Origin of the sequence: Allosphingosinicella sp. (assembly GCF_036387615.1) — a bacterium.
In the GTDB taxonomy this organism is placed as follows: domain Bacteria; phylum Pseudomonadota; class Alphaproteobacteria; order Sphingomonadales; family Sphingomonadaceae; genus Allosphingosinicella.
The window spans coordinates 1-14,626 of the sequence record NZ_DASVTH010000064.1 but is presented as its reverse complement, the minus strand read 5'-3'; the positions used below and the strand labels follow the sequence as shown (position 1 = coordinate 14,626).

Here is a 14,626-nt window from a genome sequence, read left to right as displayed (position 1 = left end):
GATGCGAGTCGGCAAACTTAGATCAGGTTTGGCCGTCAACGCTCATTCCCCCGGCGCCTTCGCCTTGATCGCAAGCGCGTGTACCCGCTCTACCAGCAACTCACGCAACGCATCGTTCACGGCGCGCTGGCGCTGGACGCGGTTCAACCCGGCGAAGGCCGGGGACTCGATTTCCACCGTGAAGTGGCTTTCGCCGCTTTGTGCATTGTAGCCGCCGTGGCCGCGGTGCTTTTCGCTGTCGTCGATGACGCGCAGCTGCGTCGGAGCGAGCGCCTCGGTCAGACGACGTGTGATCTCGGCGGCGATCGGGCCGGTTCCAGGTGCGGGCATGAAGCCTATATAGCGGGATTGGCTGAGAAGGGCAGTTCGGTTTGGCAAGTGCGGGCGGCAAGACAAGCAAGTTTCACGGGCGCGTCGAGAGCGACCGCCATTGCTCGCATGCCGGGTGCACGGAGCATGGCGAGTTTCGCGCGCCGCCGGCGGGCGGACGCCGGCCGGGCTTCGACGGTCCTGGCGAATGGCGCTGGCTGTGCCTCGATCATGTTCGCGCCTTCAATTCGGGCTACAATTACTTCAACGGCATGAGCCCGGAGGAGATCGAGGCGGCGCAGACGCCCTATGGCGGCTGGGAGCGCGAGACCCGCGCATTTTCCGCCAATGGATCGCCGCCGCCGCGCTGGGCGGACTTCACCGATCCGCTTGATGCGATCGGCGCTCGCTTCCGCCACGCCCCGCCGGGCCCGGCGCCGCGGAATGACGGGCGGGAGCTCAGCCCGGCCGACCGCAAGAACCTCGACCTGCTCGGGCTCGGACCGGATATCGACCGGCGGGCGTTGAGGCTGCGCTATGCCGAACTCGTGCGCCGCTACCACCCCGACCGCAACGGCGGGGACCGCAGCTATGAGAAGGCGTTGCAGGCGGTGATCCGCGCCTATACCGAGCTCAAAGGGCGGCCGGCTTTCGCCTGACCCCTCTCCCCGCCCGGTCAGCTGCAGCCCCCGCAGCCGCCCCCGCAGCCGCCTCCATCGCCGCCTGAGTCGCTACCGCCGCTACCGTCCGAGGGACTGCGCAGCCGATGAAAGTCGGCGAGCCCGGAGCCGACCAGCACGCTTGTTCCGAACAGCGCCACGGCAAGCCCCACCTCGCCGCCGGCCGGAGCGCGCTTCAGGCGCTCCGAGCGACTTGCCGCATCTGAGACCGCCTGGCGCCCCGCGCGGGTGCGGCGATCGACGCGGAACCAGCGGATCGCGGCGCACACGGCCGTCGCGACTAGCAGGATGGTGAGAAAACCGACCGGGCGATCACGCATGTCGCCGATCACCCACTTGGTCGCGCCGAACATCAGCAGCATGAGATAGGGCAGGGTCGCCCAGAAGCGGATGTCGGCTTGCTGCTTGCGGCTCATCAACAGACCCGCCGTCTCTAAGCGCCGCTCGAGAGGATCGGTGAAATTCTTAAGCCGCCGCTCGATGTCGCGCCAGCTCGCGGGTGACGACAGCCCGAGGAGGCCGCTTTCCGCGGCGCTTGCTCCGGCGACTGCCCGAGCGGGAATGTAGAATAGTTTGGTCCCCGCCATGACCATGTTTCGGGCGGCAAGCAGACGCGCGACCAGCGCCTCCGCGAAACGCGACGGGCCCCCGGCCAGATAGGCAAGCTGATCGACGTGGGTCACGGCTTGCGGACGGCCCGGAGGACGCATGCGCGCGGGAATGACGAAGCCGGCGATGATCGTGGCGGCGAGCAGCGAGAGATAGAGGAGGAGGAAGGCTCCTCCGCTCAGGTCGAAAGGTCCGAGTGACATGTCGTTGAACCTCCTCAGCTTGGAAGCAGGAGCATGGCGGTGACGGACAGGGCGAGCAGCAGGACCAAGCGGGCCCGACCCCTGCTCACGATGAAGCCGTCCCGTGGGTGGAAACGCCGGGCCTTCGGGTCTTCGATGAGGCGCCGGGCCGCGCTCGGCCAGAGGTCGGCCGGCGGGCTTTCCCCGAATGCGGCCTCGTAGCTCCTCAGCGTCTCCGCATAGCGTTCGAAGTAATGGTGGCGGTCCTCGCTTCGGCCGCCGGTTGGGTTGTGGTGCAGCGGACGGCCGAGCACTTCGGGGCAGAAGCGCTCCCAGTAATCGCGCGTGTAGGTGAGGTGGAGGTGCCAGGCCTGGTCGACCGCGTCCGAGGGCGTGACCTCGTGGCCCGCGGTCGCTGCGAGGAAGCAGAAGCGCTTATACTCGCCGATCACGCGCTCGGCCTGCGCCCGGCTCCAGCCATTCTCGCGGGCGAGCCGGTCTGAAAAATCCAGCGCGGCGCTGGACGGGCCGATGCTGTAACGGGAGAGCGCAGCCCAGACCGGGTGGGCAGGAACGGCGGCGGAGAGACATTCTGCCTCGCTCATCTGCTTGTCTACTAACACGGTAGTATTAACTTGTCAAGTTGCAGCCTCCCGATGCGAGGCTTAGGGCCGCTTGAAACGGTGCTTGAGCGCCGCCTTCATGCAGAGACGAATATGGCCGATCTTCCAAACGCCCAGCCCGACAGCCGCTCGACCACGCTGATGAGCGCGCCCGACAAGATCGCGAAGGTGCGCGAGCTGTTCGGGGTCGACAGCGACATGGAGGTGCCCGCCTTTTCCGAGGCCGACGAGCGCGTGCCGGATCTCGACCCCACCTATGTGTTCGATCCGGACGTGACGCTCGCCATCTGCGCGGGGTTCGGCAAGAACCGGCGGGTGATGGTGCAGGGCTATCACGGCACCGGCAAGTCGACCCATATCGAGCAGGTGGCGGCGCGGCTGAACTGGCCGCTGATCCGCATCAACCTCGATGCGCATATCAGCCGCATCGACCTGGTCGGCCGCGACGCGATCGTGCTGCGCGACGGGCAGCAGGTGACCGAGTTTCGCGAAGGCCTGCTGCCATGGGCGCTGCAGACGCCGACCGCGCTCGTGTTCGACGAATATGATGCGGGGCGCCCGGACGTGATGTTCGTGATCCAGCGCGTGCTGGAGGCGGAGGGCAAGCTGACCCTGCTCGACCAGAACCGGGTGATCCGGCCCAATCCTTACTTCCGGCTGTTCGCGACCACCAACACGGTGGGCCTTGGCGACACGACCGGGCTGTATCACGGCACCCAGCAGATCAACCAGGGCCAGATGGACCGCTGGAACATCGTCGTGACGCTGAATTATCTTCCCGCCGCGACCGAGGCCCGCATCGTGCTCGCCAAATCGGGCGAATATGATCACGAGGGCGGCCGCCAGGAGGTCGAGCGGATGGTCAAGGTCGCGGAGATGACGAGGGCCGGGTTCGTGAACGGGGACATCTCCACCGTCATGAGCCCGCGCTCGGTGATCAGCTGGGCGCAGAACGCCCTCATCTTCGACGATGTCGGCTTCGCGTTCCGGCTCACCTTCCTCAACAAATGCGACGAAGCCGAGCGCCCGCTGGTCGCCGAATATTATCAGCGCGTGTTCGGCAAGGACCTGCCGGAGAGCGTGGTGGGGCGGGCGTGAGGCTAGATCCTCCCCGGGACGGGGAGGGGGACCGCACGCGGTGCGGTGGAGGGGGCGCTGTCCAAGGCGCGGCGGGTCTCCGGACCCCCACCACCAGCCTGCGGCTGGTCCCCCTCCCCGTCCCGGGGAGGATCTAAGTGCCTCAATCCGACAACCCGATCGAAGCCTTTCGCCAGGTGCTGGCTGGCGCGTCGCGGGCGATTGCGCGGGAGGCGGAGCTGGAGCTTGGCTTCACCTCGGACGCGCCCTCCGCGCAGGGCAAGTCGGTCAAGGTGCCGCTGCCGAGCCGCACCTTGCCGGAGCGAGAAGTCGCCGAGGCGCGGGGCTATGCCGACGCCGCGGCGTTGAAGCTCAGGCACCACGACGCCCGGCTGCACGCCCGCAACACGCCGCTCGACGAGACCGCCCGCGCAGTGTTCAATTCCGCCGAGCAGGCGCGGGTCGAAGCGCTCGGCGCGCGGGGAATGGCCGGCGTGCGCGCCAACCTTGCCCGTGCGACCGAAAGCCGCATGCGCACCGATCCGATCGGCCGCGCCCGCAACCGGTCCGAAGTGCCGCTGTCGACCGCGGTCTCGCTGATGATCCGCGAGCGCCTGACCGGGGAGCTGCCGCCCGAGATCGTGCGCGAGGGCCTGAAGCTCGTCTCCGACTGGATCGAGGAGAAAGCGGGCGCCGATCTCGACGCGCTCGGCCTCGCCATCGATGACCAGAATGCCTTCGCCGCGCTCGCCACCAAGGTGCTGCAGGATCTGGAGCTGGTCGAGGCCGATCTCGATCCCCAGCCGGACCCCGACGAAGGCTCGGAAAACGAGGGAGACGACCGGGACGAAGGCCAGGAGGGCGAGGAGGGCGAAGACGAGCAAAGCGCCGGCGCCGAGGGCGATGCCGACATCCGCGTCGAGCAGGGCGAAACCGGCGAGGACGAGGCGGAAACCGACAGCGCCGAGGAAGGCGGCGAAGATGGGGAGGACGGCTTCGGCCAGGAGGGCGAGGAAGGCATGCTGCCGGTCCGCCCGAACCGGCCCCTGTCCGAGCTGCCGCCGCAGTCCGACTACAAGATGTTCACGACCCGCTTCGACGAGACGGTGGAAGCGACCGAGCTGTGCGACGAGGAGGAGCTCGGGCGGCTGCGCGCCTATCTCGACCAGCAGCTGATCCACCTCCAGGGCGCAGTCACCAAGCTCGCCAACCGCCTGCAGCGCCGGCTGATGGCGCAGCAGTCCCGCTCCTGGGATTTCGACCAGGAAGAAGGCATTCTCGACGCCGCCCGTCTGGCGCGGGTGGTCGTCAACCCCGCCCAGTCGCTATCCTACAAGATCGAGCGGGAAACGGAATTTCGCGACACGGTGGTCAGCCTCCTCATCGACAATTCGGGATCGATGCGCGGCCGCCCGATCTCGATCGCCGCGATCAGCGCCGACATCCTTGCACGCACGCTCGAACGCTGCGGGGTCAAGACCGAGATCCTGGGCTTCACCACGCGGGCCTGGAAGGGTGGGCAGAGCCGCGAGCGCTGGCTTTCGGAAGGCCGGCCGCCGCAGCCGGGGCGGCTCAACGACCTTCGCCACATCGTCTACAAGAAGGCCGACGAGCCCTGGCGCCGCGCGCGAAAGAATCTCGGCCTGATGATGCGCGAAGGCCTGCTCAAGGAGAATATCGACGGCGAGGCCCTGCTCTGGGCCCACAACCGCCTGATCGGCCGGCCCGAGGAACGACGCATCCTGATGGTCATCTCCGACGGCGCGCCGGTCGACGACTCCACTCTATCCGTGAACAGCGGCATCTATCTGGAGCGACATCTGCGCCACGTGATCGGCTGGATCGAGGGTCGCTCCCCGGTCGAACTGATTGCAATCGGCATCGGCCACGACGTCACCCGCTATTACCAGCGGGCGGTGACGATCATGGATGCCGAACAGCTCGGCGGCACGATGGTGGAGCAGTTGGCTGCGCTGTTCGAGGCGACTTAGCGGCGCCCCACGCGCTTACTGGGGATTGTCCGCCGTGCGTCCAGCCGTGCCGACCGTGCCCACCTGGCCGATATTGCCGAACAGCTCCTCGAAGAAGCTCTTGTCGCGGCCCAGCGTCGGGGTTTCCTTCTTACTCGGATCGATCGAGGCGACCTGCTCCAGACCGGTTCTTGAGACCGAAGCGACGTTTCCGGCTTCATCGAAGCGGATGTGGAGCACTTCCTGCTTCACCGGCCGGGGCATCTTGAAGCCGAGATTGGCGGTCTCGCGCGAGACATAATACCATTCGCGCTGGTCGAACTGGCCGGTGAAGGTCGGCCGGCCGAGCGTGCTGGCGACCGAATCGCGATTGTCCACGCCCGGCTGCACCGCTGCGACCAGCACCGGATCGGCGATATAGCCCTGGCGGTCGCGAATCTGGCCGCAGCCCGCTGTCGCGACGAGGGTGGCGAGAAGCAGGGCGGCGAAAGCGGTGCTTCGTCCGGAAACCTTGGTCATGGTGTCGGAAACTCTCCTGAAACGGACGGTGCGCCCCTCACCGGTCCCCTGCCCGCCTTGCGGGCGCTTGCGACAGCAACCATTATGGAATGCGGCCTGGAGGCGCAAGGCTTGCGCCCTTTCTGAGCCGGGGAGCCTGAACTTGTCCTTACTCACCCGCATCCTGGGCGGCCCCGACCGCACCCGGCTGCAGCCCCTCTATACCGCCCTTGTGGAGATCGGCCGCGATCCCGCCTGGTATCGCGAGGGCCAGGTGCCCGACACCCTGAACGGCCGGTTCGACATGATCGCGGCGGTGCTGGCGCTCGTCCTGATCCGGCTCGATCGGGAGGAAGCGCGGGAGCTGCGAAGCGCCTCGGCCCTGCTCACTGAATTGTTCGTCGAGGACATGGACGGGTCGCTGCGCCAGATCGGCATCGGCGATCTGGTCGTCGGCAAGCATATGGGGCGGATCATGGGTGCGCTTGGCGGGCGGCTGGGGGCGTTCCGGCCGGCATCGACGGACGCAGCGGCGATGCGCATCGCCGTCGACCGCAACATCTTCCACGAAGCAGCGCCTTCGGCGCAAGCAGTCGATTATGTCGCCGAGCGGCTCGCCCGGTTCGCGGCGGGGCTCGACGGGGCGCCGGCATCCGCCTTGCTCGCCGGCGAGGTGCCACGGCCATGAACCCACCGGAGTTCAGCCGTCCGGTCCGGATCGACACGCTCGGACCGGGTCCGCGGGCGATCTCGATCGGAGCGAACGAGGGCGAGCGGGCGGCGCTCGCGCGGCGCTTCGACCTTCAGGGGATCGAGCATCTCTCCGCGAAGGCCGAGCTCAGCCTGAGCGGCGAAGTCGTCCGGGCAAGCGGAACCCTGGTCGCCAGCGTGACGCAGAGCTGCGTCGCCACCGGCGCACCGGTCCCGGCGGAGCTTGAGGAAGAGTTCAGGATCGAGTTCCGCCCCGAACCGACGGACGGCCGGGCGGAGGAGGAAATCGAGCTCAGCGGGAGCGAACTGGACGTGATCTTCTACGACGGCGCGTCCGTGGACCTGGGCGAGGCTGTCGCCGAGACGCTGTCGCTCGCGCTCGATCCCTATCCGCGCTGCCCCGCTGCCGACACGGCGCTGGCCGAGGTGGGCGTTGTCAAGGAAGGCGACGAGCCGCCGAGCGGGCCTTTAGCGGGACTGAAGGATCTGCTGAGCCGTTAGTCCTCCCCGGGATGGCGAGGGGGACCGCGACGCGTCGCGGCGTGGTGGAGGGGGCTCGCCACTTGCGCGATGGGGTCTCTGAGCCCCCTCTACCAGCCTTCGGCTGGTCCCCCTCCCCGTCCCGGGGGAGGATTTTAAAAGGGAACGTCGTCGTCGAGATCGGAATCGAACGCAGGCGCCGGGCGCTGCTGGCGATTCCCGCTTGCCCCGGAGCCCTTCCCGTAGCCGCCTCCGCTCGAGCCGCCGCCGAAGCTGTCACCATAGTCACCGCCGCCCCCTCCGCCGCCGCGGCTGTCGAGCAGGACGAGCTCGCCGCGAAAACGCTGCAGGACGACCTCGGTGGAATATTTGTCCTGGCCGCTGTTGTCGGTCCATTTGCGGGTCTGGAGCTGACCTTCCAGGTAAACCTTCGAGCCCTTCTTCAAGTAGCTCTTGGCGACCTTGCCGAGATTTTCGTTGAAGATGACGACGCGGTGCCACTCGGTCCGCTCCTGCTTGTTGCCGTCGCGGTCCTTCCAGCTCTCGGAAGTAGCGACGCGCAGGTTCACCACCTCGCCGCCCGATCCCATCGAACGCGATTCGGGATCGTCGCCGAGATTGCCGACCAGAATGACTTTGTTCACGCCTGCCATATCGTTCCCCTTAGAGGTAACAAGAGTGGCTCCGGCCACCCTTGATCCGCTCATCCTGAGGAGGGATTGAGCCTGGCGAGGCCCATCTCGAAGGACCATGTGCCGTCCTTCGAGACGCCGGTTCGACAGGCTCACCGGCTCCTCAGGATGAGCGGTGGGTAATGCACAACGTTCTAGAGCCCGAGTGCGGTCGCCGTCCAGTAAGTCGCGCCCGCGGCCAGATAGGCGAGGCCGAAGAGGTAGGCGAGCATGAAGGCCGGCCACTTCCATCCGTTCGTCTCGCGCCGCGTCACCGCAACCGTGGACAAGCATTGCGGCGCGAACACGAACCAGGCGAGAAAGGCGAGCGCGGTGGGGAGCGACCAGCGGCCGCTCAGGCGCTCCGTCAGCGTCTGTTCCGCCGCCGCTTCGTCGGGCGCGTCGATCGAATAAGCGGTGGCGAGCGCCGACACGGCCACTTCGCGCGCCGCCATGGCGGGCACGAGCGCCAGCGCGATTTCCTTGTTGAAGCCGATCGGTTCGACCACTTCCTCGAGCCCATCCGCGATCCGGCCGGCGATCGAGACATCGAGCTGGCTCTCGCCCGGCCCGGCTTGCGGGAAGGACAGCAGCGCCCACAGGATGACGGTCGAAATGAGGATGATCGTGCCCGCGCGGCGCAGGAAGATGTACGCGCGCTGCCACAGACCGATCAGCACGTCGCGAAGGACCGGAAGCTGGTATTTGGGCATCTCCATCATGAAGCTCTGATGATGCCCCTTGGCCACCGTGCGGCGCAGGACCAGCGCGACGAGGAGCGCGCCGACGATTCCGGCGACGTAGAGCCCGAACAGGACCAGGCCCTGCAGCCCGATACCCGCGCCCACCGTGCGGGCCGGGATGAACGCGCCGATGATCACCGCATAGACCGGCAATCGCGCCGAGCAGGTCATCAAAGGCGCGATCAGGATGGTGGTGAGGCGATGCTTGGGGTCCTCGATCGTGCGGGTCGCCATGATGCCGGGGATCGCGCAGGCGAAGGAGGAGAGCAGCGGAATAAAGGCGTGACCGGAAAGGCCTACGCGAGCCATCAGCCGGTCCATCAGGAACGCGGCGCGGACCATGTAGCCGCTCGCCTCCAGCAGCAGGATGAACAGGAACAGGATTAGGATCTGGGGAAGGAACACGACCACGGCGCCGACGCCTGCCAGCACCCCGTCCGCCAGCAGCGAGCGGAGCCAACCTTCGGGGAGCGCGCCCGAGATCAGCGCCTGCATCGCCCCGACCAGCCCCTCGAGCATGGCCACCGGTGCTTCAGACCAGGAGAAGACCGCCTGGAACATGAAGAACATGATCGCGGCGAAGATGACGGGGCCGGCGAACGGGTTGAGCGCGATGCGGTCGATGAGGCCGGTCGAGCGATGGCCGGCAATGTCGCCGCTGACGGTTGCCCGGGCGATCGCGCGCGCGCGCCGCTGGACCGCGACGAAGTCCTGCCCATCGCTGCGCGGCCGCTTCTCGGCGGTGACGGCGAGGCTCAGCGCTTCCTTGACCTCGTCGAGCCCGCGCCGCCGCACCGCCACCGTCTCGACGACGGGAACGCCGAGTTCGGCCGAGAGCCGCTCGACGTCGATCGACAGACCGTCGCGGCGCGCCAGATCGACCATGTTGAGCGCGACCACGGTCGGCAGGCCGAGATCGATCAGCTGCAGCGCGAAGCGCAGGTGATTGTCGAGATTGGTCGCATCGAGCACGACCAGCAGCGCGTCGGGCAGGCGCTCGCCCTGCTGGCGGCCGACCACCACGTCGCGAGTCACCGCTTCGTCCGGGCTGGACGGATCGAGGCTGTAGGCGCCGGGCAGGTCGACCAGCTCGGCCGGCCGCCCGTCCGGCAGCGACAGGCGCCCCGACTTACGCTCGACGGTGACGCCCGGATAATTGCCGACCTTCTGGCGCGCGCCGGTCAGCATGTTGAACAGGGCGCTTTTGCCGGCATTGGGATTGCCGACCACCGCGATCAACGGGAAGCCGGTCATTCGGCGGCGAGGTCCAGCATCTCGATGTGGACGCTGACGGCGGCCGCCTGGGCGCGGCGCATCGCCACCGTCATGCGGCCGATGCGGACGGCGAGCGGGTCCTTCCCCCAGGGCGCGGCGTGCAGCGCCTCGATCTCCACTCCCTCGTCGAAGCCCAGGTTGCGCAGCCGCTTGCCGTCACCCTCCGAGAGCACGGACCAATCGATCGCGCTGACGGTGGCGGGCGTACGGAACGGCAGCTGGTCGAGGCGCACGGGCGCTCCTTCGGGGCTAGATGCGACTGATTATCAATAACTGGAGGAAAAGGCCAGAGCGCTTGAGCACCACGCCCATGCAACCAGTTCGTCATGCCGGACTTGATCCGGCATCCACCTTCTGAAGAAACCAACAAGAAGGTGGACCCAAGATCAAGTCCGGGGTGACGATTGGCACCGTCAAAGTCGCCTCCCCGCTCGCCTCTTCCACGCAGACGCCCTATATGCCTGAGACCCTGCTTTCGGGAGTGGTCGTTGATGCGTATCGTCTTGGTTCTACTGAGTTTGTTCCTCGCGTCCGCGCCCGCCACCGCGAGCGAGCTCAAGTTCCAGCTTTCCGGCCTGAAGCCGCGCGGCCAAGTGATGGTGCTGCTGTTCAACGCCGAGAGGACGTGGAAAGCCAAGGTCGGCGCGGTGCGCGAGATCAGGCTCCGGGTCGGCGCCGCGGCGGCCGAGATCGGCTTCGAAGGCCTGAAGGCGGGCACCTACGGCGCGATGGTGTTCCAGGACCTCAACATGGACGGGAAGATGAACTTCAATTCCGTCGGCTTCCCGCTCGAGCCTTACGGCTTTTCCAACAACAGCCGCGGCATGTTCGGCCCGCCATCCTGGTCCAAGGCCTCGTTCCGCTTCGGCGGGCAGCCGGTCGTGCAGGCGATCCGGCTGAAATGACCAAGGCGCGGCAGACGGCGGTCGGCCTCACGCTGGCCGCGCTCATCGCCGTCAGCTGGGCCGCGCTGCACGTCTATGCGGTGTTCTTCCACGAGTTGAGCGGAAGCGGGATCGCGCTCGCGCCCGTTCTCGTGGCTTTGCTATGCTGGCTCAACGTCGGCTTGTTCATTGTCGCGCACGATTGCATGCACGGCTCGCTCGCGCCAGGCCGGCCCGGGCTGAACCGCAATGTCGGGCGGGTGACGCTGGCGCTCTACGCCGGCTTCTCCTTCGACAAGCTGCTCCCCAAGCATCACGATCATCACAAGCATGCCGGGACGGCCGGCGACCCCGATTTCGCGGAGGATCATCCGACCCGCTTCTGGCCCTGGTACCTGACCTTCTTCCGCCGCTATTTCGGCTGGCGTGAATTCGCCGTCCTGGCCGTGCTGCTGTGGAGCTACATCCTCCTGCTCGGCGCCTCGCCGGTGAACGCTTTGCTGTTCTGGGGCGTGCCGGCCATTCTCTCGTCGCTGCAGCTCTTCTATTTCGGCACTTACCTGCCGCACCGGCACGACAAAGAGCCGTTCGGCGACCGCCACCGCACCCGCAGCAACGAATATGGCTACGTCGCCTCGCTGCTGAGCTGCTACCATTTCGGGTATCATCACGAGCATCACCGCTCGCCCTCCACGCCGTGGTGGAAGCTGCCGGAGGTGCGGGCTCAGGCCTGATCCTCCCCGGGGCGCATGAGCTGCCCCCTCCACCACACCGCTATCGCGTCGCGGTCCCCCTCCCCGTCCCGGGGAGGATTGCTTCGACCAGATCGGCGGCGCGCTTCACGCCGCCGGCCTCGGCAATCTCCGCCGCCAGCCGCCCCGCGCCCCCCCGATATATCGGCTGCTCCAGCACCGCCCGCAGCGCCTCACGAATCCGCCTCTTCGTCCGCCGCCGCTGCAGCACCACCGCCGCACCCGCTCGCTCCAGCCGGGCGCCGGTCGCCGGCTGCTCGAACGCGATCGGCAGCGCCACCATCGGCACGCCGAAGCTCAAGGCGTCCATCACCGTGTTGAAACCGGCATGCGTCACCGCCGCCGCCGCCCGCGCCAGCACCGCGCGCTGCGGCACGTAAGGGCGCACGATCGGCTTGCCGGGCAGGCGCCGCGCCTCCGCCTCGTCGAGCAACCCGCCATGGGCGAGGAGCAACGTCACATCCAGATCGGCCGCCGCCACCGCGACCGCCCGGAACAGCCCGGCACGCGACCCCTGCAGGGTTCCGAACGAGCAGAAGACGAGTGGGCGTTCCCCAGTCACAACAGCTTCGGGCAGCTCGAAATCGAGCGGCTTGTCCGGTCCCCTGAGCGGCCCGACATAGTGGAAGTGCGGCGGCAGCTCGGTGCGCGGGAAATCGAGGCCGCGCACGCACTGGGAAACCTGGCAAGTCGGCGACCAGGTGTCCTCGTCGCGATGGAAGCCGCTGAGCCCGAGGCGGCCCGCCTCCCGCTCCAGCACTGCCGTCATCGGCCGCACGATCCAATCCGCCACCCGGTAGCCGCCCCGGTTGCGCCATGCCCCGCGCGGGCTCGCATCGTAAGACCACGGCACGAACGGAGGCGGCACCAGCGGCTCGCGATTGACCGGCAGCGCATTGGCGACAGTGGCGAAGGGATGACCGAGCGCCGTAGCAACCGGGCCTCCCGCCAGTTCTGCCTGATCCACGATCATTGCGTCCGCGCCGATGCGCTCCAACACGGCGGGCAGCTCCCGAAACGACAGCTCCGTCAGGGACGCGACATCCCGGACCATCCGCATGATCCCAACCGGCCCATTCAGCCGCGCGAGCCGCTTCAGGAACGGCTGAAGGGCGCCCGGCGGACAGTCGCGCAGCGCGACCGGCTCGAACGCCAGCTCGTCCGGCACGTGCCGACGGGCATCCTCGAAGTTGACGAAGGTCACGCGATGTCGCCGCGCCGTCAGCTCGCGGGCGAGCTCGACAAGCGGGTTGATGTGGCCAGGGAGCGGCGGCGAGGTGATTGCGAAATGAGCCAGCGCCTAGACCGCCGAGTAGCGCAGCCGGCCGAGGAAACGGCTGAGGCTCGGCAGCCGCTCACGTGACCCGCGCCAGCTCGCCTTGAGCTTCTCGATCCGCATCACGTCGTCGATCCGGCGGTCGAGAAAGCCGCGGGTCGTGACCAGCCCTTCCGTCTCGTCGTCCAGGAAGACCAGCATGGTCGAGGTGTAGAGCGCCGACAGGATGCCGCGCTTGGTATAATGGTTGAAGTCGGTCGCGCGGTCGCCGGCGATCCGCCACATCCGGTCGGCCGAGCGCCAGGCCAGCTTCGCGCCGGCCATCGCATTTTGCGGCAAGGCCAGGATGGCGAGCGCGCGCCGCAGAGCCTCCTTGCGGGGATTGAACAGCTCGATCCGGAACAGCACCAGGTCACGGATGCGCTCGCGGATCCTCAGCTTCTGGATCCGCTCCAGCGGGAAGGCGCGCGCCATCGCGATGTCGACCGCGTCGAACCAGGCGTCGACCATCTGCACCGGCCCGTCCGGGAAGCAGAGCCGCGCCCGCTCGGCCGGCACCCCGAGCTCCGCCGCCGCCATCCCGAGCGCCGTCTCGCTCCAGCCGTCAAACACCGCATGCGCCGGGACCAGGGTCGCCAGCGCGGCGCGCAGCTCGTCGAGCGTCATCTCGGAAGGGCTGATCGGCTCGCTCATCGCGCCTCAAGATGTGGCGCTGGCGCCCCCGTTGCAAGCCGGGCGGGAAGCCGGATCAGCACCAGCGCGGCACAGATCAAAGCCGCGCCCGCCAGGTCGGCAAGGCCGAGCCGCTCGCCATAAGCCGTCCAGCCGATCAGGGCGGCGACGGCGGGCTGGGTCAGCAGCCCGATGCCAACCACCAACGGGCTGAGATGGCCCATCGCATAGACCAGCAGCCCCTGCCCGATCACTTGGCTGCCGAGCGAGAGCAGAACGAGTGATGTCCAGCTTTCGGGCATGATGCGTTCACCAAGCAGGAAAGCGAACAGCAGCAGTGGCCCGGCTCCGGCGATCGTCGACAAGGCGAGCACCGGCAACGGCGACAGCGTCTTTCGCGCCCGGTCGATCGAGACCAGGTAGAAGGCGTAGAACAGCCCCGCGAGCATCGCGAACAAGTCGCCCGTGAAGTTGCGCGGCGACAGCTCGTAGCTCGATCCGAGCAACAGCGCCGCTCCCGCCAGGGCGAGCAGCAAAGCCAACGTCTGCCCCCGCGCCGGCAGAGCGCGCGCGACGATGAAGCCGTAGATCGGGAACAGGAAGCTCGCCGTGTTGCCGAACAGCGTCGCGTTGGCGAGCTTGGTGCGGACGATCCCGTAATGCCAGGCGGCGAGATCGGCCGCGAAGAACAGGCCGCCGAGCACGATCAACACCGCCATGCCGCGCCCAGGGCTCATCCGCTGCCCGGCCGCCCGGGCGATCAGCAGCAACAGCGGGATCGCCAGCGCCAGGCGCCAGAACCCCGCGGCCACCGGCCCCACATCCGACAACCGCACCAGCCAAGGGCCGCAGGCGAGGAACAGGTTGGCGAGGATCAGCGCGGGAAAGGCGAGGCGGGCGGGGGACATTGCGGGGGGGCCCTATCCGATCCTCACCGGGACGGGGAGGGGGACCGCGACGCGAAGCGGCGTGGAGGAGGGGGCTCGTAGGACACGCCGTGAGTCTCAGGGCCCCCTCCACCATGCTGCGCATGGTCCCCCTCCCCGTCCCGGGGAGGATTTTAGGAGAACCGCTCCTTCAGCGCCATCATCACCAGCGCCGCGCTGGCCGCCTCGCCGCCCTTGTTCTTCTCTTGCCGTCGCGCTCGCGCCAGCGCCTGCGCCTCATTCTCGACCGTCAGGATGCCGTTTCCGATCGCCAGCCCGTCCAGCGTC

At 67.8% G+C, this 14,626-nt stretch carries 18 protein-coding genes; 7 read left to right on the top strand and 11 right to left on the bottom strand.

The features are described from left to right. Positions 1 to 42 precede the first annotated feature (42 nt). Entirely contained in the window at positions 43 to 330 is a 288-nt protein-coding gene (locus tag VF631_RS14515) for a BolA family protein (RefSeq protein WP_431851035.1), read from the bottom strand. Between the two features lie 41 nt (positions 331 to 371). Here VF631_RS14515 and VF631_RS14510 point away from each other — a divergent pair, with 41 nt between their 5' ends. After that, positions 372 to 968, top strand: coding sequence for a J domain-containing protein (locus VF631_RS14510; RefSeq protein WP_431851034.1), 597 nt, complete (start codon positions 372 to 374; stop codon positions 966 to 968). 17 nt (positions 969 to 985) lie between these two features. On the opposite strand, the gene VF631_RS14505 is transcribed toward VF631_RS14510, so the two are convergent. Together VF631_RS14505 and VF631_RS14500 are read right to left on the bottom strand one after the other, a co-directional pair. Further along, positions 986 to 1,801: a TIGR04222 domain-containing membrane protein gene (locus tag VF631_RS14505; RefSeq protein WP_431851033.1), complete on the bottom strand. Its 816-nt coding sequence runs from the start codon at positions 1,799 to 1,801 to the stop codon at positions 986 to 988. Positions 1,802 to 1,815: 14 nt separating this feature from the next. Then, the gene (locus tag VF631_RS14500; protein WP_431851032.1) at positions 1,816 to 2,385 is read right to left on the bottom strand and encodes a glycine-rich domain-containing protein; all 570 of its coding nucleotides are present in this window, start codon (positions 2,383 to 2,385) and stop codon (positions 1,816 to 1,818) included. Between the two features lie 111 nt (positions 2,386 to 2,496). Here VF631_RS14500 and cobS point away from each other — a divergent pair, with 111 nt between their 5' ends. After that, a complete protein-coding gene (gene cobS / locus VF631_RS14495) occupies positions 2,497 to 3,501 on the top strand; it encodes a cobaltochelatase subunit CobS (RefSeq protein ID WP_431851031.1) in 1,005 nt (334 codons plus the stop codon). A gap of 137 nt (positions 3,502 to 3,638) precedes the next feature. Continuing rightward, positions 3,639 to 5,471, top strand: a complete 1,833-nt coding sequence (cobT, locus tag VF631_RS14490) for a cobaltochelatase subunit CobT (protein WP_431851030.1) — start codon at positions 3,639 to 3,641, stop codon at positions 5,469 to 5,471. A 15-nt stretch (positions 5,472 to 5,486) separates the two neighbouring features. On the opposite strand, the gene VF631_RS14485 is transcribed toward cobT, so the two are convergent. Continuing rightward, on the bottom strand, positions 5,487 to 5,969 hold the full coding sequence (locus VF631_RS14485) for an outer membrane protein assembly factor BamE (RefSeq protein ID WP_431851029.1): 483 nt from the start codon (positions 5,967 to 5,969) through the stop codon (positions 5,487 to 5,489). A 142-nt stretch (positions 5,970 to 6,111) separates the two neighbouring features. Here VF631_RS14485 and VF631_RS14480 point away from each other — a divergent pair, with 142 nt between their 5' ends. Both VF631_RS14480 and VF631_RS14475 read left to right on the top strand, forming a co-directional pair. Beyond that, positions 6,112 to 6,636, top strand: a complete 525-nt coding sequence (locus tag VF631_RS14480) for a ubiquinol-cytochrome C chaperone family protein (RefSeq protein ID WP_431851028.1) — start codon at positions 6,112 to 6,114, stop codon at positions 6,634 to 6,636. Next, complete coding sequence (locus VF631_RS14475) at positions 6,633 to 7,160, top strand: YceD family protein (protein WP_431851027.1); 528 nt, start codon at positions 6,633 to 6,635, stop codon at positions 7,158 to 7,160. Before VF631_RS14480 ends, VF631_RS14475 begins: the two co-directional genes overlap by 4 nt. A gap of 134 nt (positions 7,161 to 7,294) precedes the next feature. Here VF631_RS14475 and ssb read toward each other — a convergent pair whose 3' ends face one another. The 3 genes from ssb to VF631_RS14460 form a co-directional block, all read right to left on the bottom strand. Beyond that, entirely contained in the window at positions 7,295 to 7,792 is a 498-nt protein-coding gene (ssb, locus tag VF631_RS14470; RefSeq protein WP_431851026.1) for a single-stranded DNA-binding protein, read from the bottom strand. Positions 7,793 to 7,965: 173 nt separating this feature from the next. Continuing rightward, a complete protein-coding gene (gene feoB / locus VF631_RS14465; protein ID WP_431851025.1) occupies positions 7,966 to 9,807 on the bottom strand; it encodes a ferrous iron transporter B in 1,842 nt (613 codons plus the stop codon). Then, positions 9,804 to 10,061, bottom strand: coding sequence for a FeoA family protein (locus VF631_RS14460; protein WP_431851024.1), 258 nt, complete (start codon positions 10,059 to 10,061; stop codon positions 9,804 to 9,806). Before VF631_RS14460 ends, feoB begins: the two co-directional genes overlap by 4 nt. Positions 10,062 to 10,319: 258 nt before the next feature. Between VF631_RS14460 and VF631_RS14455 the strand changes: the two genes are divergently transcribed. Continuing rightward, positions 10,320 to 10,733 carry a DUF2141 domain-containing protein gene (locus VF631_RS14455; RefSeq protein ID WP_431851023.1) on the top strand — a complete coding sequence of 138 codons (414 nt, stop codon included), beginning with the start codon at positions 10,320 to 10,322 and terminating at the stop codon, positions 10,731 to 10,733. Then, the gene (locus VF631_RS14450) at positions 10,730 to 11,446 is read left to right on the top strand and encodes a fatty acid desaturase (protein ID WP_431851022.1); all 717 of its coding nucleotides are present in this window, start codon (positions 10,730 to 10,732) and stop codon (positions 11,444 to 11,446) included. The genes VF631_RS14455 and VF631_RS14450 overlap by 4 nt, the downstream gene beginning before the upstream one ends. A 40-nt stretch (positions 11,447 to 11,486) precedes the next feature. Here VF631_RS14450 and VF631_RS14445 read toward each other — a convergent pair whose 3' ends face one another. The 4 genes from VF631_RS14445 to VF631_RS14430 form a co-directional block, all read right to left on the bottom strand. Beyond that, positions 11,487 to 12,668 (bottom strand): glycosyltransferase, encoded by a 1,182-nt coding sequence (locus VF631_RS14445; RefSeq protein WP_431851021.1) that lies wholly within the window; start codon positions 12,666 to 12,668, stop codon positions 11,487 to 11,489. Between the two features lie 96 nt (positions 12,669 to 12,764). Next, positions 12,765 to 13,433, bottom strand: coding sequence for a COQ9 family protein (locus VF631_RS14440; protein WP_431851020.1), 669 nt, complete (start codon positions 13,431 to 13,433; stop codon positions 12,765 to 12,767). Then, a complete protein-coding gene (locus tag VF631_RS14435) occupies positions 13,430 to 14,320 on the bottom strand; it encodes a DMT family transporter (protein WP_431851019.1) in 891 nt (296 codons plus the stop codon). The genes VF631_RS14440 and VF631_RS14435 overlap by 4 nt, the downstream gene beginning before the upstream one ends. A gap of 152 nt (positions 14,321 to 14,472) precedes the next feature. Then, the coding region (locus VF631_RS14430) for a 6,7-dimethyl-8-ribityllumazine synthase (protein WP_431851058.1) at positions 14,473 to 14,626 on the bottom strand (154 nt) is incomplete at its 5' end.